The 26,941-nt window shown below is 71.0% G+C and carries 23 protein-coding genes and 1 tRNA gene; 12 read left to right on the top strand and 12 right to left on the bottom strand.

The window, feature by feature from the left end:
* Positions 1 to 59 precede the first annotated feature (59 nt).
* Positions 60 to 2,531, bottom strand: a complete 2,472-nt coding sequence (locus ACK4HH_RS01640) for a DNA topoisomerase (ATP-hydrolyzing) subunit A (protein WP_409647706.1) — start codon at positions 2,529 to 2,531, stop codon at positions 60 to 62.
* Between the two features lie 11 nt (positions 2,532 to 2,542).
* Here ACK4HH_RS01640 and ACK4HH_RS01635 point away from each other — a divergent pair, with 11 nt between their 5' ends.
* Positions 2,543 to 3,673 carry an alkaline phosphatase family protein gene (locus ACK4HH_RS01635; RefSeq protein ID WP_409647703.1) on the top strand — a complete coding sequence of 377 codons (1,131 nt, stop codon included), beginning with the start codon at positions 2,543 to 2,545 and terminating at the stop codon, positions 3,671 to 3,673.
* A 10-nt stretch (positions 3,674 to 3,683) separates the two neighbouring features.
* Here the strand turns inward: ACK4HH_RS01635 and sepH are convergent, their stop codons facing one another.
* Entirely contained in the window at positions 3,684 to 4,751 is a 1,068-nt protein-coding gene (sepH, locus tag ACK4HH_RS01630; protein ID WP_409647700.1) for a septation protein SepH, read from the bottom strand.
* Between the two features lie 205 nt (positions 4,752 to 4,956).
* Here sepH and ACK4HH_RS01625 point away from each other — a divergent pair, with 205 nt between their 5' ends.
* A complete protein-coding gene (locus ACK4HH_RS01625) occupies positions 4,957 to 5,247 on the top strand; it encodes a DUF4193 domain-containing protein (protein ID WP_255159557.1) in 291 nt (96 codons plus the stop codon).
* Here the strand turns inward: ACK4HH_RS01625 and ACK4HH_RS01620 are convergent.
* Entirely contained in the window at positions 5,244 to 5,687 is a 444-nt protein-coding gene (locus ACK4HH_RS01620) for a DUF3093 domain-containing protein (RefSeq protein ID WP_409647696.1), read from the bottom strand. The genes ACK4HH_RS01625 and ACK4HH_RS01620 overlap by 4 nt on opposite strands.
* Before the next feature lie 32 nt (positions 5,688 to 5,719).
* On the opposite strand from ACK4HH_RS01620, the gene dut reads away from it, so the two are divergent.
* From dut to dxs, 5 genes are all read left to right on the top strand, one after another.
* Positions 5,720 to 6,181, top strand: coding sequence for a dUTP diphosphatase (gene dut / locus ACK4HH_RS01615; protein ID WP_409647693.1), 462 nt, complete (start codon positions 5,720 to 5,722; stop codon positions 6,179 to 6,181).
* On the top strand, positions 6,178 to 6,813 hold the full coding sequence (locus ACK4HH_RS01610) for a DUF3710 domain-containing protein (RefSeq protein ID WP_409647690.1): 636 nt from the start codon (positions 6,178 to 6,180) through the stop codon (positions 6,811 to 6,813). Before dut ends, ACK4HH_RS01610 begins: the two co-directional genes overlap by 4 nt.
* Positions 6,810 to 7,532, top strand: coding sequence for a DUF3159 domain-containing protein (locus ACK4HH_RS01605; protein WP_409647687.1), 723 nt, complete (start codon positions 6,810 to 6,812; stop codon positions 7,530 to 7,532). The genes ACK4HH_RS01610 and ACK4HH_RS01605 overlap by 4 nt, the downstream gene beginning before the upstream one ends.
* Before the next feature lie 109 nt (positions 7,533 to 7,641).
* Entirely contained in the window at positions 7,642 to 10,326 is a 2,685-nt protein-coding gene (acnA, locus tag ACK4HH_RS01600) for an aconitate hydratase AcnA (protein ID WP_409647684.1), read from the top strand.
* A gap of 85 nt (positions 10,327 to 10,411) precedes the next feature.
* Positions 10,412 to 12,358: a 1-deoxy-D-xylulose-5-phosphate synthase gene (gene dxs, locus ACK4HH_RS01595; protein WP_409647681.1), complete on the top strand. Its 1,947-nt coding sequence runs from the start codon at positions 10,412 to 10,414 to the stop codon at positions 12,356 to 12,358.
* Here dxs and ACK4HH_RS01590 read toward each other — a convergent pair.
* The 5 genes from ACK4HH_RS01590 to ACK4HH_RS01570 all read right to left on the bottom strand — a co-directional run bounded on the left by ACK4HH_RS01590 (position 12,337) and on the right by ACK4HH_RS01570 (position 18,318).
* Entirely contained in the window at positions 12,337 to 12,882 is a 546-nt protein-coding gene (locus ACK4HH_RS01590) for a dihydrofolate reductase family protein (RefSeq protein WP_409647678.1), read from the bottom strand. The two genes, dxs and ACK4HH_RS01590, sit on opposite strands and share 22 nt — an antisense overlap.
* A 49-nt stretch (positions 12,883 to 12,931) precedes the next feature.
* The gene (locus tag ACK4HH_RS01585) at positions 12,932 to 15,097 is read right to left on the bottom strand and encodes a 3-hydroxyacyl-CoA dehydrogenase NAD-binding domain-containing protein (RefSeq protein ID WP_409647675.1); all 2,166 of its coding nucleotides are present in this window, start codon (positions 15,095 to 15,097) and stop codon (positions 12,932 to 12,934) included.
* Between the two features lie 2 nt (positions 15,098 to 15,099).
* The gene (locus ACK4HH_RS01580; protein WP_409647672.1) at positions 15,100 to 16,299 is read right to left on the bottom strand and encodes a thiolase family protein; all 1,200 of its coding nucleotides are present in this window, start codon (positions 16,297 to 16,299) and stop codon (positions 15,100 to 15,102) included.
* Positions 16,300 to 16,379: 80 nt separating this feature from the next.
* Positions 16,380 to 17,558, bottom strand: coding sequence for an HRDC domain-containing protein (locus tag ACK4HH_RS01575; RefSeq protein ID WP_409647979.1), 1,179 nt, complete (start codon positions 17,556 to 17,558; stop codon positions 16,380 to 16,382).
* A 160-nt stretch (positions 17,559 to 17,718) separates the two neighbouring features.
* Positions 17,719 to 18,318, bottom strand: coding sequence for a DUF3000 domain-containing protein (locus ACK4HH_RS01570; protein WP_409647670.1), 600 nt, complete (start codon positions 18,316 to 18,318; stop codon positions 17,719 to 17,721).
* 79 nt (positions 18,319 to 18,397) lie between these two features.
* Between ACK4HH_RS01570 and ACK4HH_RS01565 the strand changes: the two genes are divergently transcribed.
* A complete protein-coding gene (locus tag ACK4HH_RS01565; protein WP_409647667.1) occupies positions 18,398 to 19,642 on the top strand; it encodes an alpha/beta hydrolase family protein in 1,245 nt (414 codons plus the stop codon).
* Here the strand turns inward: ACK4HH_RS01565 and ACK4HH_RS01560 are convergent.
* Genes ACK4HH_RS01560 through ACK4HH_RS01550 form a run of 3 tightly spaced genes read right to left on the bottom strand, consistent with a single transcriptional unit; the run spans position 19,566 to position 21,634 of the window.
* Positions 19,566 to 20,294: a dihydrofolate reductase family protein gene (locus tag ACK4HH_RS01560; protein ID WP_409647664.1), complete on the bottom strand. Its 729-nt coding sequence runs from the start codon at positions 20,292 to 20,294 to the stop codon at positions 19,566 to 19,568. The genes ACK4HH_RS01565 and ACK4HH_RS01560 overlap by 77 nt on opposite strands.
* Positions 20,291 to 20,725 (bottom strand): SufE family protein, encoded by a 435-nt coding sequence (locus ACK4HH_RS01555; RefSeq protein ID WP_409647661.1) that lies wholly within the window; start codon positions 20,723 to 20,725, stop codon positions 20,291 to 20,293. Before ACK4HH_RS01555 ends, ACK4HH_RS01560 begins: the two co-directional genes overlap by 4 nt.
* 9 nt (positions 20,726 to 20,734) lie before the next feature.
* A complete protein-coding gene (locus tag ACK4HH_RS01550) occupies positions 20,735 to 21,634 on the bottom strand; it encodes a sulfurtransferase (protein WP_409647658.1) in 900 nt (299 codons plus the stop codon).
* 113 nt (positions 21,635 to 21,747) lie between these two features.
* Here ACK4HH_RS01550 and zapE point away from each other — a divergent pair, with 113 nt between their 5' ends.
* The 4 genes from zapE (at position 21,748) to ACK4HH_RS01530 (ending at position 26,863) form a co-directional block, all read left to right on the top strand.
* Complete coding sequence (gene zapE, locus ACK4HH_RS01545) at positions 21,748 to 22,773, top strand: cell division protein ZapE (RefSeq protein WP_409647655.1); 1,026 nt, start codon at positions 21,748 to 21,750, stop codon at positions 22,771 to 22,773.
* Positions 22,774 to 22,868: 95 nt separating this feature from the next.
* Positions 22,869 to 24,239: a Na+/H+ antiporter NhaA gene (nhaA, locus tag ACK4HH_RS01540; RefSeq protein ID WP_409647653.1), complete on the top strand. Its 1,371-nt coding sequence runs from the start codon at positions 22,869 to 22,871 to the stop codon at positions 24,237 to 24,239.
* 193 nt (positions 24,240 to 24,432) lie between these two features.
* Positions 24,433 to 25,698, top strand: coding sequence for an ammonium transporter (locus ACK4HH_RS01535; RefSeq protein WP_409647650.1), 1,266 nt, complete (start codon positions 24,433 to 24,435; stop codon positions 25,696 to 25,698).
* A 94-nt stretch (positions 25,699 to 25,792) separates the two neighbouring features.
* Positions 25,793 to 26,863, top strand: coding sequence for a hypothetical protein (locus tag ACK4HH_RS01530; protein ID WP_409647648.1), 1,071 nt, complete (start codon positions 25,793 to 25,795; stop codon positions 26,861 to 26,863).
* On the opposite strand, the gene ACK4HH_RS01525 is transcribed toward ACK4HH_RS01530, so the two are convergent.
* A tRNA-Val gene (locus ACK4HH_RS01525) sits at positions 26,864 to 26,939 on the bottom strand.
* Positions 26,940 to 26,941: the final 2 nt, after the last annotated feature.

Genomic DNA, 26,941 nt, shown 5'->3' with positions numbered 1-26,941 from the left:
CCTGAGTTGTGGAGACCCGGATGCGGGGCTCGGGCTCGCGCGGCGGCGGGCGCCGGCGCTCAGGCGATCGGGGTGCCGATCGAGCCGAGGGGCGACTCGAGGGGGACTCCCGAGGCGTCGCGTTTGGCGCCGCCCTCGGGCAGGGCGCGCGACGAGCCGTCGGCGCCGACAGCGAGCGGCGCGGAACCGACCCAGGCGAGCTGCAGCACGTCTTCGCCCTTGAGGAAGGCGTGGCAGCGCACGCCGCCCGTCGCGCGCCCCTTGCCCGGGAACTGCTCGAAGGCCGATCGCTTGCCGCGACCCGGGTCGGCGCCCGCGATGGTCTGCGTCGAGCCCGACACCGTGATGACCTCGGCCGACGCGGGATCCACAGCGCCGAAGAACACCGCGCGTGCGCCGGCGCCGAGCTTGATGCCGGCCATGCCGCCCGCCGCAAGGCCCTGGGGGCGCACCTGGTCGGCCGCGAAGTGCAGCAGCTGGGCATCCGAGGTCACGAAGACCAGCTCGGCGGTCTCGTCGGCCGCGGCGGCACCGATGACCTCGTCTCCGGGCTTCAGGGCGATGACCTCGCCATCGGGTCGAGCCGGCCATCCGCCGGGCGTCACGCGCTTGACGACGCCCTCGCGGGTACCCAGGGCGAGCGGAACAGTGCTGGCCGGGTCGACGATCGCGAGCACGCGCTCTTTCGCGTCGGTCAGGCCGAGGTAGTCGCGCAGCTTCGCGCCGGCCGCCAGCTGCACCGAGTTCGCCGGCACGCTCGGCAGGTCGACCGGGGTGAACCGCACGAAGCGGCCGCGTGACGTGATCGCGACGAGTTCGCCGCGCGTCGTCGAGTCGACCGCGCCGAGCAGGGCGTCGTGCTTGCTGCGGCGGGCCGGCGCCACGATCGTCGCGCCCTCCGGCAGTTCGACGCGCACGGCGCGCCCCGTCGTCGAGACGAGCACGCGGCACGGGGCATCAGCGATCTCGAGAGACACGGGTGCCGCGCCGCGACTGCGCGGAGCGGCGATCGAGGCGCTCGCCTCGGTCAGCAACGTGCGGCGCGGAGTGCCGAATCGGTCGGCCGTCGCCTCGAGCTCGTCGCCGACGACGGCGCGCACGCGAGCGGGGTCGGCGAGCAGCGTCTCAAGCTCGGCGATCTCGGCGCGCAGCTGGTCGCGCTCGTTCTCGAGCTCGATACGGCTGAACTTCGTCAAGCGGCGCAGGCGCAGCTCGAGGATGTACTCGCTCTGCAGGGTGCTGAGGTCGAAGACCTCCATGAGACGACTGCGGGCGGCCTCCGCGTCATCGGAGGTGCGAATGACCTGGATGACCTCGTCGATGTCGAGGATTGCGACGAGCAGTCCCTCGACGAGGTGCAGGCGCTCACGACGCCGATCGAGGCGGTAGCCGCTACGTCGCGTGACGACCTGGATGCGGTGGTCGAGGTAGACCTGCAGCAGTTCTTTGAGCCCGAGCGTCTGGGGCGTGCCATCGACGAGCGCAACGGCGTTGATCGAGAAGCCGTCTTCGAGCGGGGTGAAGCGGTAGAGCTGCTCGAGCACGGCCTCTGGGCTGAACCCCGTCTTGATGCCGATGACGAGCCGCAGCCCGTTGCGGCGGTCGGTGAGGTCGGTGACATCGCTGATGCCCGCGAGCTTCTTCGACTGAACACCGTCTTTGATCTTCTCGATGACCTTCTCGGGGCCGACGAGGTAGGGCAGTTCGGTGATGACGATGCCCGTCTTGCGGGCCGTGATGGGCTCGATCGACACCTTGGCGCGCGTCTTGAACGAACCGCGCCCGGTCGCGTAGGCCTCGCGGATGCCGTCGAGCCCGATGATCGTGCCGCCCGTCGGCAGATCGGGGCCCGGCACGTAGGCCATGAGGTCGTCGAGGCTCGCGCTCGGGTCGTCGAGCAGGTGGCGCGCGGCCGCGGCGACCTCGATGAGGTTGTGCGGTGCCATGTTGGTGGCCATGCCGACGGCGATGCCGCTCGCTCCGTTGACGAGCAAGTTGGGGAAGGCGGCGGGCAGCACCGAGGGCTGCACGAGCTGATTGTCGTAGTTCGGCACGAAGTCGACGACGTCTTCGCCGAGGTCGTCGACCATCGCCATCGCCTCGGCGCGCAATCGCGCCTCGGTGTAGCGCGCGGCCGCGGGGCCGTCGTCGAGCGAGCCGAAGTTGCCGTGCCCGTCGATGAGCGGCACGCGCAGCGTGAAGTCTTGCGAGAGGCGCACGAGGGCGTCGTAGATCGCCGAATCGCCGTGCGGGTGCAGCTTGCCCATGACCTCGCCGACGACGCGCGCCGACTTCACGTGGCCGCGGTCGGGCCGAAGACCCATCTCGCTCATCATGTAGAGGATTCGCCGCTGCACGGGCTTGAGGCCGTCGCGCGCATCGGGCAGGGCGCGCGAGTAGATGACCGAGTAGGCGTACTCGAGGAACGAGCCCTGCATCTCGTCGGCGAGGTCGACGTCGTCGATGCGTTCGCCGATCGGCGCGTCGGCAGGGTCGGAACCCCGGGATCGGGAGGCAGGAGGGGGAGTCATAGGCTGGAGCCATGCTACCGGCGCCCCGTGGCGACACCCCGTCACTCGCCGACGTGTTGACGAGTTCTGCCGCCGCTCTGCGTGCCGAACCCAACCGACTGGGGCTGCCCGCCGTGCGCAGTGCGGCGGTGCTGCTCGTCGATGGCCTCGGGATGTCCGCCCTGCAGCGGCGCGCCGGTCACGCCCGTCGACTCCTGGCCGCCATCCCGCCCACGGGGGGCGTCATCGAATCGGGTTTTCCGACCACGACCGCCTCGGCGCTCGCGACGCTCACGACCGGCCGGGCCGCGGGTGAGCACGGTCTCGTGGGGTACAGCGTGATCGACCGGGAGCGCGACCGCGTCGTCAATCAGCTGACCGGGTGGGACGAGGGCATGCAGCCGCGGCCGTGGCAGCCGGTGCCGACGATCTTCGAGCAGGTGGGCGCTGAGGGCGTGGAGTCTGTCATCGTCGCTGCAGAGCGCTATCGCGACACGGGCTTCACCGATGCGGTGCTGCGGGGAGCCCGCTTCGAGGCGCATCGATCGATCGCCGATCGCGTGGCGCGGGGGCTCGCGCTACTGCGCGGCAGCGAGCGTCGGCTCGTCTACATCTACGTTCCCGAGCTCGACATGGCTGGCCACGCCGAGGGGGTCGAGTCGCCGCTGTGGACCGCGCGCCTCGACGAGCTCGATGCCGCGCTGCGGCCGCTCGAGCTCGGCGTGCCGGCTGATGCGGGCCTGCTGCTGACGGCCGACCACGGCATGCTCGATGTGGCCCCGCACCGACGTCTCGTGCTCGACGCCGACGACGCGCTCTGGCAGGGCATCCGGCACGTCGCAGGAGAGCCGCGGTGCCTGCACCTGGGGCTCGAGCACCCGGAGCACGCCGCGCTCGTGCGCGATCGGTGGCTCGACGCGGAGGGCGGGCGCTCGTGGGTCGTGACGCGGGATGAGGCCGTCGCAGCGGGCTGGTTCGGAGCGGTCTCACCGGCGGTGCTGCCGCGCATCGGCGACGTCATCGTCGCCGCGCGTGCCCAGGTCGCCTACTACGACGTCCGCACGGCGAGCGAGCGCTCGCTCGCCATGGTCGGTCAGCACGGCTCGTTCTCGGCAGATGAGCTCCGGGTACCCCTCGCCCGCTGGGGAGCTTTCGCGGGCTAGCGCGGGATCGTCACGCGCCGTCGTCATCGGGGCGGGCCCCGAACACGATCTCGTCCCAGCTCGGCATCGCGGCCCGGCCGCGGCGACTCGCGGGCTTCGCCGCGGGAGTATCGGCGGGGGAGTCGTCGACCGCGAGATCGTCGCCGATCAGGGCGGTGTCCTCGAGCGCCGTGTCGGCCGCGGTGCTCGACCCGGCCTCGTCGGCGAGCAGAGCGGGGTCGATGGGCACGTCGACGATGCGGATCGACCCGGTCGAGGGGTGCGCGGCACGCGCCGACTCCCAGTCGTCGCTCGGCGCGGACTCGCGCTCGCCGCGCCGCCGGCGCAACGCCTCGAGCAGGTCGGCGGTCTGACCGACCTCCTGCGTGTCGCTCGAGTCGGGCTCGGCGATGCGCGCGATCGGTCGATCGACGGGCGTCGCGGGCCGCGGCTGCTCGCCGGTCGGCAGAAAGGCGCCGCTGTCGAAGCGGCCGCTCACTCCGGCGTCCGCGGGCACCGCCCGCAGTCGAGGGATGATCGGCGCGGGACCGTCGCCCTGCTGCGAGAGCGACTGCGCCTCGTGGTTGGCCGGGGCGAGGGTCGACTTCTTGGGGTCGAAGGTCCAGGTTGCCGTGCGCGCGACATCGTCGTCGAGAAAGCTCACCGAGACGAGCCAGTGCGACTCGTGCTTGCGGCTCTCCCAGCGCACGTCGCGCGCACCGAGGCCCGAGAGGCGGTGGTCGATGGCCGCGCCGAACGTTCCGACAGACCCGGCGTCGGAGTCCGTCGCGATCGCGACGGCGACCGTGCGCGCCGCCGTCACGACGTACTCGCGTTCGGCGAGCACGGGGCCCTCGAAGCGCTGGATGTACTCGAGAGGCTCGCCTGTCTGGGCGGCGACCTCGGCAGCGGTCAGACCTTGGCGGATGAGCGCCTGCACGTCGCGCGGCCCCACCCGGTGCGCCGCGGGGGCGGCGGGCCGGTTCTGCCGGATCGCGGTGTGCAGCGCTTCGGTGATCGGCACCCGGAACCGGGTTCCGTCAGCGGCGACGACGACGAGTGCACCGTTCTCGGCGCCGATCACTGTGAGCTCATCCATGGCTCTCACCCTCTCGTCGTGGGCTAGGTGGCCACAGCATCCCACGAGCGCGCGCGAGACCGCGGGAATAGCGCGGGCGTGCCGCAAGTTGGCGCGCATGACGGGTCGGAACACGAGCGGCCGAGCGCGTTTGCGTTTCCCCCTCCCTTCCTGCAAACTATGCGCGCCGAACGCGGCCGACGACTGACGATGAGAGTGGACTGGCATGGCTACGGACTACGACGCCCCCCGCAAGACGGACGAGGACACCGACTCGATCCAGGCCCTGCAGGAGCGCGTTCCCGACAAGCTCTCGGGCGTCGTCGACGTCGATGACGCCGACAACCCCGGCTTCGAGCTCGCCGGTCAAGACCTCGCCGACCTCGACCTCGACGTCGTCGTGCTGCCGCCGCAGGCCGACGAGTTCACGTGCATCAGCTGCTTCCTCGTGAAGCACCGCTCGCAGCTCGACCACGAGGAGAAGCTCGGCTCGGTCTGCCGGGAGTGCGCCGCCTAAGCGCTCTGCGCGCCGCGGATCGCCGCAGCAAGATCGTCGGGGCGCCGCGTCGACAGCACCCAGTAGGGCGCGGGGTCATCGGGGTCGGTCAAGTCGACCCGCAGCACGGCATCGATGTCGGGGCGCAGCACGAGAAAGGCGCGGGCATCGAGCTCCGGCCCGCGCATCCGTCGGGCGTCGGCGCCCCGGGCGGCCGTCGTGCCTCCGACGAGCGACAGCGGCACGCGTGCCGAGCCCGCGCGCAGCACCCCCTCGGCCACGATGATCGTCGGCGCGCTGAGCACGGCTGCGAGAATGACGCCTCCCGCGAGCGCAGTGCCGACGACGGCTCCGGCGACGACGCTGACGGGCGCGAAGGTCAGCAGGCTCGCGGGGATCGCGAGCAGCGCGACGACCGCGACCCACGGGGCGGGCCACAAGCGCTCGCGATAGGTCTCCATCGCTCCATTCGACCATGCATTAGCCTCGACGCGTGCTGCGAACCATCGACGTGCTGCTGACCGGCACCACCGAGCCCGCCTACGCCCATCCCGGCGACGCGGGCGCCGACCTGTGCTCGGCCGAGAGCGTCGTGCTCGCGCCGGGCGAGCGCGCGACCGTCGGCACGGGCACTGCCATCGCCCTGCCCGAGGGGTACGCGGGGTTCGTCGTGCCGCGGAGCGGGCTCGCTGCCCGGCACGGCATCACGATCGTGAACTCGCCGGGCACCGTCGACGCCGGGTACCGCGGAGAGATCCGTGTGACGCTTCTGAACACGGATGCCCGCGAGCCGTTCCGCATCGAGCCCGGCGATCGCATCGCTCAGCTCGTGGTCTGGCCCGTCGTTCGCGCGCGCTTCGTGCCGGTCGCCGAGCTGCCCGGCTCGCACCGCGGTGAGCGCGGGTTCGGATCGACCGGCTACCGTGGGGTGCCGACCGAAGGAGATTCAGCGTGACCGATCCGTCCACCGGCGCCTCCGCGCCCCTCGACGACGCGAAGTCCGCTCCGCTCGATCGCGCCGAGAACGGCCCGCTCGACGAGAGCGAAGCGAACGCGGTGCGCCCCTACGTCGACCTCGGCGGGGTCAAGCTCGTGCCCCGCGAGGGCCTGCAGCTGCGTCTCGAGATCGAAGAGGGCACGAAGCGGGTCGTCGCGGTCGGAATCGACTACGCGGGCTCGACGCTGCAGGTGCAGCCGTTCGCGGCGCCCCGGTCGAGCGGTCTGTGGCACGAGATCCGCGCGCAGATCGTCGAGCAGGTGCGTGCTCAGGGCGGCGAGACGCAAGAGCGCCTCGGCGCGTTCGGTCCCGAGCTCGTCGCGCGCATCCCCGTGACCGGGGGCGAAGCCGGCGCCACCCGCATCGCCCGCTTCGTCGGCGTCGACGGACCGCGCTGGTTCTTGCGCGGCGTCATCGCCGGGCGCGGTGCGATCGAGGCGGATGCGGCGGCGGCGATCGACGACGTGTTCCGCAGCGTCGTCGTCGTGCGGGGTACGACTCCCATGCCGCCCCGCGACCTCATCCCGCTGCAGGTGCCGCAAGGAGCGGCGCAGGCGGCCGGCGCCGTCGTCCCGCCCGCCACGGCATGACGAGCGCGACGCCGTCGTCGAGCGGGGACGAGACCCCCGACGAGTCGCGCGACGAGCTGCGCGATGCCCTCGCCGCTGCCGCTCGGCGATCGGGCTTCGCGCGCGTCGAACCGGGGGAGCGCCCGACGGCGCACGCCCTGTGGGGCGCCGTGGGAGGGGTGCGCGGGCTCGTCGAGTCGCTGCTCCCGGGCTTCTTGTTCCTGGTGGTCTTCACGATCACGAGCGATGTGACCCCGTCGGTGCTGATCCCGGTCGGCATCGCGGTGCTCTTCGTGGTCGTGCGGGCGGTCACGCGGTCGCCCATCGTGCCGGCCGTCGTCGGGCTCGTCGGCATCGCCCTCTCGGCCGGTCTCGCGCTCTGGACGGGGCGCGCCGAAGAGAACTTCCTGCTCGGTTTCATCATCAACGGCGTGTGGCTCGTCGCGCTGCTCGTGAGCCTCGCCGTTCGTCGCCCGCTCATCGGCGTGATCACGGCCCTGCTCACGGGTGACCACGCGTGGCGAGCCGATGCGGCCAAGCGGTCGGTGCTCACGATCACGACCTGGCTGTGGGTCGGATTGTTCACGCTGCGCCTCGGTGTGCAGGTTCCGCTCTACCTCGCTGAGCAGGCCGCTGCCCTCGCGGCGACCAAGCTGCTCATGGGTCTGCCGCTCTACGCCGCGGTGCTCTGGGTGACGTGGCTCATGGTGCGCGCCGTCTACGCGCGCCGCGCCGCGTGAGTGCTAGCATTATTTATCTCGATATCAAGATAGTTTTCGGCCGCTAGGCTGGCCGAGTCCGATGCGGGGCGGCGGATGCGCTCGCCCCGGTGCACAATGAGGAGCCACCGTGTCTGCAGTCAACAGCTTCAATTCTCTCGACACCCTCTCGGTCGCCGGGTCGGACTACCAGGTCTTCCGCATCGACACGGTCGAGGGATACGAGACCCTGCCGTTCAGCCTCAAGGTGCTGCTCGAGAACCTGCTGCGCACCGAGGACGGCGCCAACGTGACGGCCGACCAGATCCGCGCCCTCGGCTCGTGGGATCCGGCCGCCGAGCCCGACACCGAGATCCAGTTCACGCCCGCGCGCGTCGTGATGCAGGACTTCACGGGAGTTCCCTGTATCGTCGACCTCGCGACCATGCGCGAGGCGGTCGCGGCCCTCGGCGGCGACCCCAACAAGATCAACCCGCTCGCCCCCGCCGAGCTCGTCATCGACCACTCGGTCATCGCCGACCTGTTCGGCACGGCCGACGCGCTCGAGCGCAACGTCGAGATCGAATACGAGCGCAACGGCGAGCGCTACCAGTTCTTGCGCTGGGGCCAGACGGCCTTCGACGACTTCAAGGTCGTGCCCCCGGGTACGGGCATCGTGCACCAGGTCAACATCGAGCACCTCGCGAAGGTCACCTACACGCGCGAGGTCGGGGGAGTGCTGCGCGCCTACCCCGACACGTGCGTCGGCACCGACTCGCACACGACGATGGTCAACGGCCTCGGGGTGCTTGGCTGGGGTGTCGGCGGCATCGAGGCCGAGGCGGCCATGCTCGGCCAGCCCGTCTCGATGCTCATCCCCAAGGTCGTCGGGTTCAAGCTCACGGGCGCCATCCCCACAGGCGTCACCGCGACCGACGTCGTGCTCACGATCACCGAGATGCTGCGCAAGCACGGCGTCGTCGGCAAGTTCGTCGAGTTCTACGGGGCTGGCGTCGCCGCTGTTCCGCTGGCCAACCGCGCCACGATCGGCAACATGAGCCCCGAGTTCGGCTCGACGGCCGCAATGTTCCCCATCGATGACGTCACCCTCGACTACCTGCGGCTCACCGGCCGCAGCGAGGCCCAGGTCGCCCTCGTCGAGGCCTACAGCAAGCTCCAGTCGCTCTGGCACGACCCGAGCGTCGAGCCCCGCTTCAGCGAGTACCTCGAGCTCGATCTCTCGACCGTCGTGCCCTCGATCGCCGGCCCGAAGCGCCCGCAAGACCGCATCGAGCTCTCGGTCGCGAAGTCGGCATTCGAGGCCGCGCTGCCCGCTTACGCGACGACGGCCTCGACTCCTGTGCCCGTCACGGTCGGCGGCGAGCAGTTCACGCTCGACAACGGCGCCGTGACCATCGCCGCGATCACCTCGTGCACCAACACCTCGAACCCCTCAGTCATGCTCGCGGCGGGTCTGCTCGCCCGCAACGCGGCGCAGAAGGGTCTGAAGGCGAAGCCGTGGGTCAAGACCACGCTCGCGCCGGGCTCGAAGGTCGTCACCGACTACTACGAGAAGGCCGGCCTCACCGACGATCTCGAGGCCCTCGGCTTCTACACGGTCGGCTACGGCTGCACGACCTGCATCGGCAACTCGGGCCCGCTCGCCGACGAGATCTCGACGGCCATCAACGAGCACGACCTCGCCGTGACGGCCGTGCTCTCGGGAAACCGCAACTTCGAGGGCCGCATCAACCCCGACGTCAAGATGAACTACCTCGCGAGCCCGCCGCTGGTCATCGCCTACGCCCTGGCCGGGTCGATGAACTTCGATTTCGAGGCGGATGCCCTCGGCACCGACCGCGAGGGCAACGACGTCTACCTGCGCGACATCTGGCCCGACGCGGCCGAGGTGCAGGCCACGATCGACTCGTCGATCGACACGGGCATGTTCGACCACCAGTACGCCTCGGTGTTCGAGGGCGACGAGCGCTGGCGCTCGCTGCCGACGCCCGACGGCGCGACCTTCGAGTGGGACTCGGAGTCGACCTACGTGCGCAAGCCCCCGTACTTCGATGGCATGACGCTCGAGACGTCGCCGGTGACCGACATCGCGGGCGCGCGCGTGCTCGCGAAGCTCGGCGACTCGGTGACGACCGACCACATCAGCCCAGCCGGTTCGATCAAGGCCGACTCGCCCGCGGGCCAGTACCTCACCGAGCACGGCGTCGATCGTAAGGACTTCAACTCCTACGGATCGCGCCGCGGCAACCACGAGGTCATGATCCGCGGCACCTTCGCGAACATCCGTCTCAAGAACCAGCTGCTCGACAACGTCGAGGGCGGCTTCACGCGCGACTTCACGCAGCCGGATGCTCCGCAGGCGTTCATCTACGACGCGAGCGAGCGCTACCAGGCAGCGGGGGTTCCCCTCGTCATCTTCGCGGGCAAAGAGTATGGATCGGGCTCGAGCCGCGACTGGGCCGCGAAGGGTACGAGTCTGCTGGGCGTCAAGGCCGTCATCGCCGAGAGCTTCGAGCGCATCCACCGCTCGAACCTGATCGGCATGGGCGTGATCCCGCTGCAGTTCCCCGCCGGCGAGTCGGCCGACAGCCTGGGACTCGACGGCACCGAAGAGGTCTCGATCTCGGGCATCACCGAGCTCAACGCGGGAACCACGCCGCGCACCGTCCGCGTGACGGCGACGCCGAGTGCGCACTCGCCCGAGGGCAAGGCGCCGGTCGCGTTCGACGCCGTCGTGCGCATCGACACCCCCGGTGAGGCCGACTACTACCGCAACGGCGGGATCCTGCAGTACGTGCTGCGGAGCCTCGTCTAGCAACTCAGCGAACCGTCGGCGAACGCTCAGCAACTGGCGTGCGCCGACGGGCCGCCTCCTCAGCACGCTCCCGTAGAGTAGGGAAATGGCACTGCTCGACACGATCCGAACCCCCCGCGATCTCGACGCTCTCACGGAGTCGCAGATGGTCGAGCTGGCCGAGGAGATCCGTCGCTTCCTCGTCGCCGAGGTCTCGAAGACCGGCGGCCACCTGGGCCCGAACCTCGGCGTCGTCGAACTCACGCTGGGCATCCACCGCGTCTTCGAATCGCCGCGCGATGCGATCGTGTGGGACACGGGGCACCAGTCGTACGTGCACAAGCTGCTCACCGGCCGGCAAGACTTCTCGCTGCTGCGGCAGAAGGGCGGCCTCGCCGGTTACCCGCAGCGCTCGGAGAGCGAGCACGACATCGTCGAGAGCTCGCACGCGTCGAGCTCGCTCAGCTGGGCCGACGGCATCTCGCGTGCCTTCGAGATGACGGGGCAAGACGACCGTCACGTCATCGCCGTCGTCGGCGATGGTGCCCTCACGGGCGGCATGACGTGGGAGGCGCTCAACAACATCAGCGACGACAACAGTCGCAACCTCGTCATCGTCGTCAACGACAACGGCCGCTCGTACGCCCCGACGATCGGCGGCATGGCGCGATTCTTGTCGACCGTGCGCACACGCCGCTCGTACTACCGGTTCCGGCGCGGCACCGAGCGTGCGTTCGGGTTCTTCGGGGCTCCCGGCCGCGCTGTGTACCGCGGCGTGCGGGGCGGTCTGCACGGCTTTCTCTCGCGCTTCACGAACAACGAGGCGCTGTACTCGAACCTCGACATCAAGTACATCGGGCCCATCGACGGGCACGACCTGAAAGACGTCGAGCGCGCGCTGCGCCAGGCGAAGGAGTACAGCGCGCCCGTCATCGTGCACGCGATCACGCAGAAGGGCAAGGGCTACGAGCCCGCCCTCGCCGATGTCGCCGACCAGTTCCACGCGGTCGGTCAGATCGACCCCGAGACCGGAGAGTCGATCGAGCAGGCGAGCCGACCGTCGTGGACCTCGGTGTTCGCCGACGAGATCGTTGCCCTCGCCGACAAGGATCGCCGCATCGTCGGCATCACCGCCGCGATGCTGCGGCCGACCGGGCTGCACAAGCTCGCCGAGAAGCACCCCGACCGCATCATCGACGTCGGCATCGCCGAACAGCACGCGGTGGCCTCAGCGGCGGGGCTCGCTTTCGGCGGCATGCACCCGGTGGTCGCTGTCTACGCGACGTTCATCAACCGCGCCTTCGACCAGGTGCTCATGGATGTCGCGCTGCACAAGGCGGGCGTCACCTTCGTGCTCGACCGCGCGGGTGTCACCGGCCCCGATGGGGCCAGCCACCACGGCATGTGGGATCTCTCGATTCTGCAGGTCGTGCCGAACATCCGGCTCGCCGCACCGCGTGACGCGACCCGACTGCGCGAGCAGCTCGGCGAGGCCGTCGCCGTCGACGACGCGCCGACCGTCGTGCGTTTCTCGAAGGGCTCGGTAGGAACCGAGTTCGATGCGGTGCGCAGAACGGCCGACGGCGTCGACGTGCTGCGCGAGGCTCCGCACAAGGACGTGCTCATCGTCACGGTCGGCCCGATGGCGAAGATCGGCCTCGAGGTCGCCGAGCGACTGGCCGACCAGGGCATCGGCGCGACCGTCGTCGACCCGCGCTGGGTCGTGCCGGTGCCCGGCAGCGTCATCGAGCTCGCGCGCGATCACCGCATTCTCGTCAGCATCGAAGACGGTGTGCGGGTCGGCGGCATCGGCACGCGCATCCGGCAAGACCTCCGCGCCGCGGGCGTCGACACGGCGGTCGATGAGCTCGGGCTCCCCGACGAGTTCCTCGAGCACGCGACGCGCGACGAGATCCTCGAGCGCGTCGGCCTCACCTCGCAGGCGATCGCTCGCGATCTCGTGGCCCAGGTTCTCGGCACGCGCATCCCCGTCGCGCGGCCGTTACCCGACGAGCACGGCGCGAGCGTCGATCACGACGAGCGCGCGCGATAGCGCAGCTCGACCGCACCCGCCGAACCGATCGGCTGCGCCGATTCGAGGTGCCAGGGGATGCTCGTCGCGCCGTGCGGCAGCACCCGGGTTCCGGCGCCGAGCGTGACCGGCATCACGGTGAGGTGCAGGCGGTCGAGCAGCCCCGCGTCGACGAGGGAGCCCGCGAGCCGACCGCCGCCCACGACCCACACGTCGCGCCCTGCGGCCGCCGCGCGAGCCGCCGCGACGGCCGTGACCGGGTCGGCGACCTGCTCGTACTGGGCGCCCGCGATCGCGGGCAGCGCGTCGGAACCGCTCACGACCCACGTCGGTGTGCCCGTGTAGCCCCACGGTTCGCCCTCGGCAGCGAGCCAGCGCAGCGTGCCGGCACCCATGACGATGGCGCCGACGTGGCTGAGGAACGTGTCGTACTGCTGCTGGAAGTCGTCGAAGCCGAAGGCGAGGAGCCAGTCGAGGGCCTCGTCACGATCGGCGACGAAGCCGTCGAGGCTCTGGGCGACGTAGTAGACGGTGTCGGCGGTCATGCCGGCAGGCTAGCGGCGACCTCCGACGGACGGAGGTCGCCGCTCAGCTTCAGCGGATGCCGCGGATGCGCGGCTTGTGGAAGGCGCCGCCGAACGCGCGCTCGGAGGCGCCGACCCGGTCGAGGAACGGCGTGACGCCGCCCATCTGGAACGGCCATCCTGCGCCGAGGATCATGCACAGGTCGATGTCTTCCGCCGCCGCGACGACGCCGTCGTCGAGCATGCGATGGATCTCGTCAGCGAGGCCGTCCTCGAGCCGGGCGGTCAGCTCGGCCACGGTGTACGGCTGCGCGCCGTCGGGCCGGTGCTTCGCGACGATCGCCACGGCCTTCTTGTCGATGCCCTTGGCCTGCCCCTTCGCGTCCTTCTCGAGCAGCACGCCCGCTTCGGCGAGCTCGTGCAGGGCGCGCGACTCGAAGAAGCGGTCGGGGAACGCCGTGTGGTGGGTGTCGAGCACGTGCGCGCCGACCTTGAGCCCGACGAGGTCGAGCAGCACGAAGGGGTCCATCGGCAACCCGAAGTGACGCTGCGCCTCGACGACGGTCTCGAACGGGGTGCCGAGCTCGACGGCGTGCATCGCCTCGCCGAGCACCTTGGCGAGGATGCGGTTGACGACGAACCCGGGCGTGTCGGCGGTGATGACGGCGTTCTTGCGCAGCGCCTGCGCCGTGGCCATGGCCGTGGCGAGCGTGGCCTCGTCGGTCGCGGGGGTGTTGACGACCTCGATGAGGGGCATGACGGCGACGGGGTTGAAGAAGTGGAAGCCCACGACCCGCTCGGGGTTCTTCAGCTTCGCGCCGATCTGCTCGACCGAGAGCGACGAGGTGTTCGTGGCGAGCACGGCCTCGGGCGAGATGTGCTGCTCGATCTCGGCGAAGACGTCCTGCTTGATCGAGAGCTCTTCGAACACCGCCTCGATGACCCAGTCGCAGTCGGCGAAGTCGGCCTTGTCGGTCGTGCCGGTGAGCAGCGCGTTGAGCCGGTTGGCCTCGTCGGCGTCGATGCGGCCCTTCTGCAGCAGGCCGTCGATCTCGCCGCGGATGTAGTCGAGCCCCTTGTCGACGCGCGCCTGGTCGAGGTCGGTGATGATGACCGGCACCTGCAGGCGGCGCAGGAAGAGCAGCGCGAACTGGCTCGCCATGAGCCCGGCGCCGAGCACGCCCACCTTCGTCACCTTCTTCGCGAGCGCCCTGTCGGGCGCCCCCGCGGGCTTCTTGGCGCGCTTCTGCACGAGGTTGAAGGCGTAGATGGATGCGCGAAACTGGTCGCCCGCGACGAGGTCTGCCAGGGCCTTGTCCTCGGCAGCGAACCCTTCGGCCTTGGAGGTGTTCTTAGCGGCGGCGAGCAGCTCGAGAGCCGCATAGGGCGACTTCGCGACCGTGCCGAGGCGCTTCTCGAGCGTCTGGCGGGCGATGCCGATCGCGATATCCCACTTCACCGCGCGCTCGAGCTTGCCGGGCTCGTTCGGCCGCTTGACCTTCACGGAGCCGGCGAGCACACCGTCGGCCCAGCGGATCGAGTCCTCCAGGAAGTTCGCGGGCGACAGCAGCACGTCGGCCATGCCGAGCTCGAAGGCCTCGGCGGGCTTGAGTGTGCGGTTGTTCTTGAGCGGGTTCTCGACGACGACCTTGAGGGCGTTCTCGATGCCGATGAGGTTCGGCAGCAGCCACGCGCCGCCCCAGCCGGGGATGATGCCGAGGAACACCTCGGGCAGCGCGAGCGCCGCCGCGCTCGAATCGAGCGTGCGGTAGTCGCAGTTGAGCGCGACCTCGACGCCGCCGCCGAGCGCGAGCCCGTTGATGAAGCAGAACGACGGCACGCCGAGCTCGCCGAGCTTGCCGAGCGCGTAGTGGCCCAATTGCGCCATCTGCAGGCCGGCCTCGTAGCTCGGGATGTCGCCGACTTTCGAGAGGTCGGCCCCCGCGGCGAGGATGAACGGTTTGCCCGTGATCGCGAGCGCGCGGATCTCGCCCGCGGCAGCGCGCGCCTTCTGCGCGTCGAGCACCCCGGCGAGCTGCATGAGCCCCTCGGGGCCGAGGGTGCTCGGCCGCGTGTGGTCGCGGCCGTTGTCGAGGGTGACGAGGGCGAGCATCCCGCCGCTCGGCAGCGGCACGTCGCGCACGTAGCTGTGCGTGACGACCTCGTCGTCACTCAGAGCGCGCAGCTCGTCAAACTGGTCGGGGGAGTACTGCGCGGTTGCGCTCGTGGTCGCCACAGTCACGCCTTCTTTCCGGTGTAGTGCGGGTTCTCCCAGATGACGCTGCCGCCCTGGCCGAGGCCCACGCACATCGCGGTGAGGCCGTAGCGCACGTCGGGGCGCTCCTCGAACTGGCGGGCCAGCTGGATCATGAGGCGCACTCCCGAGCTGGCGAGCGGGTGGCCGAGGGCGATCGCGCCGCCCCAGGGATTGACGCGCGGATCGTCGTCGTCGATGCCGAAGTGGTCGAGCAGGCTCAGCACCTGCACGGCGAAGGCCTCATTGAGCTCGAACAGACCGATGTCGTCGATCGTGAGCCCCGCCTTCTTCAGCGCCTTCTCGGTCGAGGGGATGGGGCCGATGCCCATGACCTCGGGGGCCACGCCCGCGTAGGCGAAGCTCACGAGGCGCATCTTCGTCGACAGGCCGAGCTCTTTCGCGGCATCCGCGCTCGCGAGCAGGCTCACGGTGGCACCGTCGGTGAGCGGGGAGGCGTTGCCCGCGGTGACGCGCCCGTGCGGGCGGAACGGCGTCTTGAGCCCTGCGAGGCCCTCCATGGTCGTCTCGGGCCGGAGGCCTTCGTCGGTGGTCGCGAGCCCGTACCCGGTCTCGCTACGCAGCGCGACGGGCACGAGGTCGGGCTGGATCTTGCCGGCGGCGTAGGCCGCGGCGACCTTCTGCTGGCTGCGCATGCCGAAGCGGTCGGCACGCTCTTTCGTGAGAGCCGGGAACCGGTCGTGCAGGCGCTCGGCGGTGAGGCCCATGTTGAGCGCGTCGCCGCTCACGAGCTTCTCGGCGACGAAACGGGGGTTCGGGTCGGCACCGAAGCCCATGGGGTGGCGCCCCATGTGCTCGACGCCGCCCGCGATCGCGACGTCGTACGCGCCGAAGGCGATGCCGCCCGCGGTCGTGGTCACCGAGGTCATGGCGCCCGCGCACATGCGGTCGATGGCGTAGCCGGGCACGCTGAGCGGCAGGCCCGCGAGGATCGCGGCGGTGCGGCCGAGCGTCAGGCCCTGGTCTCCGACCTGCGTCGTCGCCGCGATCGCGACCTCGTCGACGCGGTCTTTCGGCAGCGAGGGGTTGCGCTCGAGCAGCCCGATCATGGCCTTGACGATGAGGTCGTCGGCCCGGGTGTTCCAGTACATGCCCTTCTCGCCCGCGCGCCCGAACGGCGTGCGGACCCCGTCTACGAATACGACATCGGCTCGTTCAGCCACGGTGGTGCCTCCCAGGGGTTGATGGTCTGCCGCTCAGCCTAGGGAGAGGGGTGCGAGGGGGTCGGAACCCCTGCGTGTTCCTACGAAGCGGCGTCGGGGCCCGCGACCGGCTCTTGGAGCGCCTCGACAAAGGCTTCGGCGATCGCCTGTGCGGTTGCGTCAATCTGCCAGGGGCGCGCGCCGATCGCCGCGAGCGCGTCGCCGATCGCTGTCGGGCTCGATTCGGCCGGAGGATTCCAGGCGATGCGCCGCACGTGCTCGGGCGTCAACAGGTTCTCGACGGGGAGGCCGACACCGTCGGCGATCTGCTGCAGGCGGGGGCGCACGGCCCGGTAGCGCCGGTCGGCCTCGGGACTGCGGTCTGCCCATGACCGCGGGGGCGGGATGCTCTCTTCCGAGCTGCGGTGCGACGGCAGGTCGTCGGTCGCGAGACCGGTCTCGATCGCTGCCCACCACCGATCGATCTGCGCACGGCTGGCCCTGCCCATGAAGGTCTTGAGCGCCGCGAGCTCGCGTTTGGAGGCGAGCGGCGCGCGAGCCGCGGCCACGATCGAGGCATCGGGCAGCAGGCGCCCGGGAGCGGTGTCGACCTCCTGCGCGTAGGCATCGCGTGCGCGCCACAGTTCGCGCGCGACCGCGAGGGCGCGCTGACCCCGCACGGTTGAGATGCCCGAGAGCCGGCGCCACGGCTCGGCCTTGGGTTCTGCTGCGGGCTTCGCGAGCACGGCCGCGAACTCTTGCGCGGCGATCGTGCTCTTGCCGGCGGCATCGAGCCGCTCGGCGATGCGGTCGCGCACATCGACGAGAAGCTCGACATCGAGCGCGGCGTACGTGAGCCACGAGTCGGGCAGGGGGCGCGTCGACCAGTCGGCAGCGGAGTGCTCTTTGGCGAGGTGCAGCCCCAGGGTCTCTTCGACGACGGCCCCGAGCCCCACGCGGGGCATGCCCGCGAGGCGGGCGCCGAGCTCGGTGTCGAACACGAGCACGGGGTCGAGGCCGACCTCGCGCAGGCACGGCAGGTCTTGGCTCGCGGCGTGCAGCACCCACTCAACCTCGCCGATCGCCGCCTGCAGCTCGGCGAACGAGCCGATCGCGGGCGGATCGAACAGGAAGGTACCGGCGCCTCGGCGGAACACCTGGATGAGGTAGGCCCGCTGCGAATAGCGGAACCCGCTCGCGCGCTCGGCATCCACCGCCACCGGCCCGCTCGCGGCGGCGAGCTCGGCGACCGCCGTGAGGTACTCGTCGCGGGTGTCGATGACGTGCGGGGTACGTGCGAGCGTCGCGGTCGGGAGGGCCGCAACGGCTGCGGCGGCCTCCGGGTCGCGCGACGACCGCTGCGCGGGCCCGGTCGGCGCGGGTCGTGCGGGTCGCTCGATCGGCGGGGGAACGGCGAAGGGGTCGGTGACGGGCGGACGCTCAGCCACGAGAACCCCGTCTCGGCGGCAGCACCGCCACGCCCTCTGCGGCCGGCGGGTAGCCCGCGACCATGCACAGCAGCTCGGCCCAGCCCTCGACGTGCGCCGCGAGGTCGTCGTCGAGGGGGGTCCACGAGGCGCGCAGCTCGATCTGCGCGCCGCTGCCCTGCCCGGCCAGCTCGCCGTATCCCGTCGAGAGCACCTTGGTCGCCGTGCCGCTCGCGGCCGTGTAGCGCGCGCCACGTGCCGAGAGCGCATCGACGAGCCACGACCACGCGACGTCGGCGACGAAGGGGTCGAGCCCGATCTCGGTCTCGAGGGGGGCTTGCGCGTAGCAGATGACCCGCACGGGGCCGCCCCAGCCCTCGGGCGCGGCCGGGTCGAAGAGGATGATGAGCCGCCCCGTGCCGAGGTCGGAGTCGTCGGCGTGCCGGGCGGGGTTCACATCGGCTGCGAGAGCGTGCGAGAACGGCGCGAGCCCCCCAGGAGCGGGGATCGTTGAGACCTCGAGCTCGTCGCGCAACCGCGCTCGACCGACCGAGGCGATGAGCCCGTCGAAGACGGCCTGCGGCGTCGGCTCTGTGGCCGTGGCGGGAGACACGTGTGCAGACTAGGCGCACTTGCTACCGTCGAAGCGTGAGACTCGCCGTTCTGCTGCTCTGCCGCCCGCCGAGGCGCGCGTGAGGGGGCGACGCCGCGCGCTCGCCCGCGCGGCCGCCGTGCTGCTGGTCGCGGCCGGTGCGGGGCTGCTCGGCGCGGGCCTCGTCGCCGTGCGCGTCGCGCGCGACGTCGTCACCCCGCCGCGCCGACGCCGCTACGACGTTCCGATCGTCGCCGTCGACCTGGAGGCCTCGACGGTGCGGCTCGGCCGCACCCCCGATACCGAGGTTGCGGGGCGCTACAGCCTCTGGTTCGACCACGATCGCGGGCACGCGCGCGTGGCCGAGGTGCTCGAGCAGGACGACCGCACGGTGCTGCGGCGCCTCGAGGGCGTGCAGCGGGGCGACCTCGAGCGCGCATCCCACGGTCGATGGGCGGGGTGGTGGTACTTGACGCCCGCCGATCTCGGGCTGCCGTTCGTCGAGGTCGGCATCGCGACCCCCGTGGGCGTCGCGCCCGCCTGGCGCATCGACGCCGAGCGGCCGTCTGACGCCTGGGCGATCGTCGTGCACGGCCGGGGCGTCACGCGGTCAGAGGGCTTGCGCGCCGTCGGCGTGCTGCGCGCGGCCGGGTTCCGCTGCCTGCTGATCAGCTATCGCAACGACGGGGATGCTCCACCGAGCCACGACGGCCGCTACGCGCTCGGCGACGAGGAGTGGCGCGATGTCGAGGCCGCGATCGCCGCCGCGCGGCAGCAGGGCGCGCGCCGCATCGTGCTCATGGGCTGGTCGATGGGCGGCGCGACCGTGCTGCAGTGCATCACCCGCTCGCCGCTCGCCGAGCACGTCGACGGCGTCGTGCTCGAGTCGCCCGTGGTCGACTGGTTGTCGGTGCTGCGATTTCAGGCCGATGCCGCGCGCCTGCCGGCAGCCGTGCGCGATGCCGCGCTCGCCGTGCTGGGCTCGGGCGTCGCCTCGCAGTGGGTGGGCCTCGCCGAGCCCATCGACTTCGCGCGCCTCGACGTGCTCGCGCGCGCGGCGACGCTGCGCATCCCGATGCTGCTGCTGCACAGCGACCACGACGGCTACGTGCCCATCGACGGCAGCGCCGCCCTCGCCGTCGCGCGCCCCGACGTCGTGCGGCTCGAGCGCTTCGCGACCGCCCGCCACACGAAGCTCTGGAACTTCGACGCCGAGCGGTGGGAGCGCGCGATGCGCGTGTGGCTCGCCGACCAGGGACTCTCGGGCGCTACGGCCGCAGCGACCAGCGCCCGAACTGCGCGCCCGCGTCGTCCACGAGCAGCTGACGCAGCCCCATCGGGTTGAGCGGCGGCATCGCGGCGCCGAGCAGGGGCAGGGCGGCACCGCCGAGACGCGGCATGACCGTGAGGCACAGTTCATCGACCAGGCCCGCCTCGAGCAGCTGCGTCGCGAGGGCGGGACCGCCCTCGACCGCGATGGCGTGCAGCCCTCGTTCGCCGAGGGCGCCGATGAGGTCGGCCGCACGCAGCCTGCCGCGATCATCGCCGGGCAGCTCGATGACCTCGGCCATCGGCGCGGTCTGGGCGGCGAGCAGCGCCCCCGCGCGCGTCGTCAGCATGATGACGGCAGGATGCGCCCCGCCGTGGCGGGGCGGCTCGTCGAACCGGTGGCCGCTGAGATCGCCGGTCGCCGAGACGACCGCGATCGCCGCGCGCCGCGGGCGGCGCAGCCCCTCACGCCGCACGGTCTCGGCGCCCACGAGTACGACGTCGGCATGCTCGCGGATCACCCCGAGGATCATGCGGTCGGTGCGCGACGTGAGCGACTCCGAGGTGCCGTCGGGGCCGGCAGCGCGACCGTCGAGGGTCGCGACGAGCGTGAGCCGCACCCGCTCGCGGCCGTGCGGGGCGTACCAGGCGAGCAGGGTGCTGCGGGCATCCGGATGCTCGGTCTCGAGGGCGCCGCCCTCGACCGGCACGACCCGCCGCAGCGTCACGCCGACGTCTTCTCGCCGACCTGCCGCTTGATGCGCCAGAGCATGCCCGACATGCCGTTGAGCCGCAGCGGGCTCACCGCGGCGGTGAGGCCGAGCTGCAGGGGGAAGTCGTCGGGAACGGCGAGCACGTCGACGGCATCGAGGCCGCTGAGCCCCTGCGCGAGGATCGAGGCGAAGCCGCGCGTGGTCGGCGCCTCGGCGGGCGCGGTCGCGTGCACGTCGACCCGGCCCTCGGGCGAGACCTCGACGAAGAGGTAGACGGGCGACTGGCACTCCTCGACGCGCTCGAGCAGCTCGGGGTGATCGCGGTAGCGCTCAGGCAGCGCGGGAAGCTCGTTCGAGAACTCGAGCAGCAGCTGCAGGCGGTCTTTCTCGCTGAAGGAGAGGAAGTCGTCGCGGATCTCGGCGAGCGGCGCGGGCAGGTCGGTCACGCGATCAGGCTACCGGCCGGGTGCCGCGCCGGGCTCGGCGCCCACCGCGATCGGCACGCGCACGGCGCTGCCCCACTCCGTCCACGAGCCGTCGTAGTTGCGCACGCGCGGCACGCCCAGCAGGTGGGCGAGCACGAACCAGGTGTGGCTCGAGCGCTCACCGATGCGGCAGTAGGTGACGACGTCGTCGGCGTCGTTGATGCCGGCCTCGTCGCGGTAGATCGCACTGAGCTCGTCGGCCGAGCGGAAGGTGCCGTCGTCGTTCGCGGCGCGCGACCACGGCACGCTCGCCGCGGTCGGGATGTGGCCCCCGCGCAGGGCGCCCTCTTGCGGGTACGAGGGCATGTGGGTGCGCTCGCCCGTGTACTCCTCGAGCGAGCGCACGTCGATGAGCGGCTTGCCGAGGTGGGCGAGCACATCGTCTTTGAACGCGCGCACGCCGCGGTCGTCGCGCTCGACGACGGGGTAGTCGACGGCGATGGGAACAGGCGTCTCGGTCGTGAGCGGGCGGCCCTCCGCGACCCAGCGGTCGCGGCCGCCGTCGAGCAGCCGCACATCGGCGTGCCCGAAGAGCGTGAAGACCCAGAGGGCGTACGAGGCCCACCAGTTGCTGCGGTCGCCGTAGATGACGACGGTCGTGTCGCGCGTGATGCCCTTCGCGCTCATGAGACGGGCGAAGCCGGCCCCGTCGACGTAGTCGCGCACGACCGGGTCGTTGAGCTCGGTGTGCCAGTCGACCTTCACGGCTCCGGGGATGTGCCCGGTCTCATAGAGCAGCACGTCTTCATCGCTCTCGACGACCACGAGTCCCGGGGTGCTCAGGTTCGCCTCGAGCCAGGCGGTCGAGACGAGGCGCTCGGGGTGCGCGTAGGCCTGGAACTTCTCGGCGGGGTCGAATGCGACGGTCATGGGGGCCTCTCTTCACGGCGGTAAACTGGGGAACACCGCCCACCGAGAAATCTACGCACTCCGGCTGGGCGCCGACCTCACATGACGGAGTGCGACGAGCCCGAGGGCGAACGATGACGGTGGAACCCACGACGACCGCGGCACGACTGATCGACCGTCAGCCCGGGATGACCGCCGCCGAGCTCGTCGGCCACTTGAGCCCGCCGCCGCAGTTCGCGGGTGCGAGCCTCGAGAACTACGTGCCCGACGAGCGCTACCCCTCGCAGGCCGCGGCGGTCGAGGCGATGCGGCTGTTCTCGAGCGAGAGCCCGGCACCCGCTCGTGGGCTCTTCTCGCGCAAGCCAGCCGCACCCGTCGCCAAGCCGGGCGTGTACCTCGACGGCGGGTTCGGCGTGGGCAAGACCCACCTGCTCGCCGCGCTCTGGCACCGCACGAGGGGCCGAAAGTACTTCGGCACCTTCATCGAGTACACCGCCATCGTCGGCGCGCTCGGCTACCGCGAGGCGGTCGCGCACTTTCGCGGGGCATCGCTCATCGCGATCGATGAGTTCGAGCTCGATGACCCGGGCGACACCATGGTCATGTCGCGCCTGCTCGGCGAGCTCGTGGCGAGCGGCTCGCGCATCGCCGCGACCTCGAACACGCCGCCGCACGCACTCGGCGAGGGGCGGTTCGCCGCGCAGGACTTCTTGCGCGAGATCCACGCTCTCGCCGACCGCTTCACGACCGTGCGCATCGACGGCGAGGACTACCGCAAGCGCGACATCGAGGGCCACGCCGTCACGCTGAGCCCCGCGGATTTCTCGAGTCGCATCGCGGCCGAGACCGGCCCGGTGACCGTCGATGGCTTTCGCGACGTGCTGCGCCACCTCTCGACCGTGCACCCGAGCCGCTACGTCGGCCTCATCGACGGTCTCGAGGCCATCGGGCTCACCGATGTCGAGGTGCTGTCGAACCAGACGGATGCGTTGCGCCTCGTCGCTCTCGTCGACCGCCTGTACGACGCCCAGGTGCGCATCCACGCCACGGGGCTGCCGCTCGATCAGGTCTTCCCCGACGAGATGCTCGCGGGCGGCTACCGCAAGAAGTACCTGCGGGCGACGTCGCGCATGATCGCGCTCACGACGGCGGCCGCCTGAGCACCGCCTAGACTGGAGAACGGAGCGCCGGGAAGACTGGTCGGCCTCTCGAGACGTCTCGAGAGCATCCTGATCATCGACCCCCGGAAGGCCGCATGACCGCCCAGAGCGCCCCCATCGAGCAGTCGCCCCCCGCACCGTTGAGCGGCCCCGAGCGCCGCTACCGCGAATCGTTGTGGATCGAGCGCATCCTGCAGCGCGAGACGGTCGGCGGCTTCCTGCTGCTCGCCGCGACCGTGCTGGCGCTCATCGTCGCCAACTCGGCGTGGGGCGAGGGGTACTTCGGGCTGCGCGCCACCTACCTGCAGATCAGCTTCGGCGAGCTGTTCTGGGAGATCTCGGTCGGCAAGTTCGCGGCGGATGCCCTGCTCGCGATCTTCTTCTTTCTCGCCGGGCTCGAGCTCAAGCGCGAGTTCGTCGCGGGCGAGCTGCGCGATCCGCGCAAGGCCCTCGTTCCGGTCGTCGCCGCGATCGGCGGCGGCGTGGTTCCGGCGATCATCTATGTCGCGATCGTGCTCGACGACGGCCCCGAGGCGCTGCGCGGATGGGCGATCCCCGTCGCGACCGACATCGCCTTCGCGCTCGCCGTGCTGGCCGTGGTCGGCACGGCGCTGCCGCTCGCCCTGCGAACCTTCCTGCTGACGCTCGCTGTCGTCGACGACCTCATCGCGATCACGATCATCGCGTTCTTCTACACGACCGATCTCGAACCCGTGTTCCTGCTGGCGTCGTTCATCGGCCTCGCGGTCTACGGCCTGCTCGCGCAACGGTTCCAGGAGTTCTTCCGGGTGCGCGAGACGGCGGCGTGGTTCATCCTGCTGCCGATCGGCATCGTCGTCTGGTTCTTCATGTTCGAGTCGGGGGTGCATGCGACCGTCGCGGGCGTGCTGCTCGCCTTCACCGTGCCCGTGCGCGCCCGCGGGGGCGACGACGACGGCCTCGGGCCGCGCATGGGGCTCGCCGAGACCTTCGAGCACCGCTACCGCCCGTTGAGCGCGGGCGTCGCGGTGCCCGTGTTCGCCTTCTTCTCGGCCGGCGTTGCCGTCGGCGGCTGGGACGGCCTGGTCGCGGCCGTCTCGAGCCCGATCGCGATCGGCATCATGGTCGGGCTCGTCGTCGGCAAGGCGGTGGGCATCACGGCGGCGACCTGGCTCGTCACTCGACTGCCGGGCGTCGCGCTGCCGCGGGGCGTGAAGTGGGTCGACCTCATCGGCCTCGCGCTGCTCGCCGGCATGGGCTTCACGGTCTCGCTGCTCATCAGCGAGCTCAGCTTCGGCCAGGGCTCGCCTCTCGACGACGTCGGCAAGGTCGGAATCCTGCTCGGTTCGCTCATCGCGGCCGTGCTCGCCGTGTTGCTGCTCGGCGCGCGCAACCGCCACTACAAGCGGCAACTCGCCGACGAAAAGGTCGATGCCGACGGCGACGGCATCCCTGATGTGTTCGGTGACGACAGGGCGAGCTCCTAGCGCTTTCGAGCATCCGCGAAACGCGATGTTTACCTGCGGGCCACGCGTGTAACACCCGAGAAACATCGCGACACTCCTGCCGAAACCTCCTCACTCGACACTGGGCGTGTGCCCGGACTCGCCGGGGGAGTCTCGTCCCGCACCTGAGTCCTCGAGTCGGGCAGTCCCTTTGCCACGGTAAGAGAGGTTTGACATGGATCAGGGCAATACCGCCTTCCTCCTCATCTGCGCAGCGCTCGTGCTGCTCATGACTCCCGGACTCGCGTTCTTCTACGGAGGACTCGTCAAGGCCAAGAGCGTCATCAGCATGATGATGCTGAGCTTCGGTGCGATCGGCCTGATCGGCGTGCTCTGGGTGCTCTACGGCTACGCGATCACGTTCGCCAACAACGTGGGCATCGACGGCCTCATCGGCATCGACACGGGCGCCATCGGCCTCGCGAGCCTGCTCGAGGTGCCCGAGGGCGCGGCCTTCCCGCCGCTCGCCTTCGCCGCCTTCCAGGCGACCTTCGCCATCATCACCGTGGCGCTCATCTCGGGTGCCATCGCTGACCGGGCGAAGTTCGGTGCCTGGATGCTGTTCGCGGGCCTGTGGGCGACCATCGTCTACTTCCCGGTCGCCAGCTGGGTCTTCAACTTCACGCTCGACCCCGAGACGCTCGCCTTCACCGACGGCGGCTGGATCACGTACGGCATGCAGGAGTTCTTCGGCGTCGGCGCGATCGACTTCGCCGGTGGAACCGCCGTGCACATCAACGCGGGTGCGGCGGCCCTGGCCCTCGCCCTCGTGCTCGGCAAGCGCGTCGGCTTCGCCAAGGGTGCGCACGTTCCCCACAACCCGCCCTTCGTGCTGCTCGGCGCCGGCCTGCTGTGGTTCGGCTGGTTCGGCTTCAACGCCGGCTCGGAGCTCGCCGCTGACGGCGTCGCCGCTCTCGCCTTCGTGAACACGATCGCGGCGCCTGCCGCGGCGCTGCTCGCCTGGCTCATCGTCGAGAAGATCAAGGACGGCAAGCCGACCTCGATCGGCGCGGCCTCGGGTGCGGTGGCGGGTCTCGTCGCGATCACCCCCGCGTGCGCCTCGCTCACCCCCGTGTGGGCGATCGTGCTGGGCCTGCTCGCCGGTGCGCTCTGCGCGCTCGCTGTCGACCTGAAGTTCAAGCTCGGCTTCGACGACTCGCTCGACGTCGTGGGCATCCACCTCATCGGTGGTCTCATCGGAACCCTGTACCTGGGCTTCTTCGCCAACGGCACCGGCCTCATCTACAGCGGCTCGGCGACGCAGCTGCTCGTGCAGGCCATCGCCGCCTTCACGGTGATGATCTACTCGTTCGTCATGGCCTACATCATCGGCTTCGCGATCGAGAAGACCATCGGCTTCCGCGTCACCGAAGAAGACGAGATCGCGGGCATCGACCCGATCGTGCACGGCGAGGCCGGGTACGTTCTCGACGCCAAGTAAGAGCACCGAAACACCCTCCCGCTCGCGGGAGACCGGGGCGCTACTCTCGCAAGGGAGTAGCGCCCTTCGGCGTTCGCACGGAAAGGACGGTGCCGTGGTGCCCACCGGCGATCTCGTGCTGCAGGGCGTCTGCGCGGTTCTCGTGCTGGCTCTTCCGGCGGCGATGCTGCTCGTCGCGCGCCGACCGAGTCGCCGCCGGGTTCTCGCCGCAGGCCTGGCCGGCACGGCCGCCGCGGTGGCGTCTCTCGTGGGTACGGCGCTCGTCAGGGCAGGCGCTCTCGCGTCGGCATCCATGCTCGATGCGGCGATCACCGCTGCGCTCACGGCGGTCGTCGCGATCATCGCCTCGACGCGGCTCCGGCCTCTCGGCGGGGGCGTGTTCGCGGCGCTGTGGGGCGTGCTCGTGCTGCCCCCGGTCTTCGCCGCGGCCGTCGGCTCGGTGCCGTCTCTCGTGCAGGTCGTCTTCGGCGCCGTGGACTATGCGGGAGTGCTCGCCACGCACGTCGCGCCCGCGGCGTCACTGCTGGCGCTGACCGTGCTGTCATCGGCCCCGGAGGATGAGCCCGCGCCGCCGCGCCCGGGCCTGGCACGATCCATCGGCGCCGTGCTGCTGCTCGCGGTCGGAGCGTCGGCGTGGATGATCGGCGTCGAGCGGGCGGTCACCGCGGCGACCGGTCGCACGCTCGCGAACGCGATCGTGGGCGTGCTCATCGGTGCGCTGGTCGCGGTGCTCATCGCGCGCATCGCCGGACGCACCGCTGGGGCGGGGTGGCTGGTCGTGGGGGCGGTGCTCGGCTGGGGCGCGATCGGGTCGGGCGCGGCGTTTCTCGCACCCGTCGGCGCCGGTGCTGCCGTCGTGATCGGCGCGGCGAGCGGCACGGCGATCATCGCGCGGGCCCCCGCTTCTGCCGACCTGCTGCGACGGGGCGCTATCGCCGTGATCGTCTCGGTCGCGATCGGCGGTGTCGTGCTCGCCGTGCTCGCCGACGGCTTCGGCCTCGCCGCCACGGGCGCGACGGCACCCGTCGCGGGGCAGCTCGGCGCGGTCATCGCCATCGGGCTGGGGTCGGCACTCTCGGGGGCGCTGTGCGCAGCGCTCGCCCTGCTGGCCCAGAGGCTCGGGCCTCGTCGAGACAGCCGGGAAGGGCTGCCTGAGGAGGAGTGATGGTGGGCGATACCAGACTCGAACTGATGACCTCTTCCGTGTGAAGGAAGCGCGCTACCAACTGCGCCAATCGCCCGT

This window comes from Microcella sp. (assembly GCF_046296455.1).
Lineage (GTDB): Bacteria > Actinomycetota > Actinomycetes > Actinomycetales > Microbacteriaceae > Microcella.
Note: the sequence above shows the minus strand (reverse complement) of the source record. Positions and strands in the feature narration are given on the sequence as shown.

Excerpts from the sequence above, each read along its gene's own strand:
- ACK4HH_RS01535 (WP_409647650.1), top strand. The coding sequence starts at position 24,433 with ATGGATCAGGGCAATACCGCCTTCCTCCTCATCTGCGCAGCGCTCGTG.
- ACK4HH_RS01640 (WP_409647706.1), bottom strand. The coding sequence starts at position 2,531 with ATGACTCCCCCTCCTGCCTCCCGATCCCGGGGTTCCGACCCTGCCGAC.
- ACK4HH_RS01590 (WP_409647678.1), bottom strand. The coding sequence starts at position 12,882 with ATGACCGCCGACACCGTCTACTACGTCGCCCAGAGCCTCGACGGCTTC.
- ACK4HH_RS01635 (WP_409647703.1), top strand. The coding sequence starts at position 2,543 with ATGCTACCGGCGCCCCGTGGCGACACCCCGTCACTCGCCGACGTGTTG.
- ACK4HH_RS01605 (WP_409647687.1), top strand. The coding sequence starts at position 6,810 with ATGACGAGCGCGACGCCGTCGTCGAGCGGGGACGAGACCCCCGACGAG.
- ACK4HH_RS01550 (WP_409647658.1), bottom strand. The coding sequence starts at position 21,634 with ATGACCGTCGCATTCGACCCCGCCGAGAAGTTCCAGGCCTACGCGCAC.
- dxs (WP_409647681.1), top strand. The coding sequence starts at position 10,412 with ATGGCACTGCTCGACACGATCCGAACCCCCCGCGATCTCGACGCTCTC.
- sepH (WP_409647700.1), bottom strand. The coding sequence starts at position 4,751 with ATGGATGAGCTCACAGTGATCGGCGCCGAGAACGGTGCACTCGTCGTC.
- ACK4HH_RS01625 (WP_255159557.1), top strand. The coding sequence starts at position 4,957 with ATGGCTACGGACTACGACGCCCCCCGCAAGACGGACGAGGACACCGAC.
- zapE (WP_409647655.1), top strand. The coding sequence starts at position 21,748 with ATGACGGTGGAACCCACGACGACCGCGGCACGACTGATCGACCGTCAG.
- ACK4HH_RS01620 (WP_409647696.1), bottom strand. The coding sequence starts at position 5,687 with ATGGAGACCTATCGCGAGCGCTTGTGGCCCGCCCCGTGGGTCGCGGTC.
- nhaA (WP_409647653.1), top strand. The coding sequence starts at position 22,869 with ATGACCGCCCAGAGCGCCCCCATCGAGCAGTCGCCCCCCGCACCGTTG.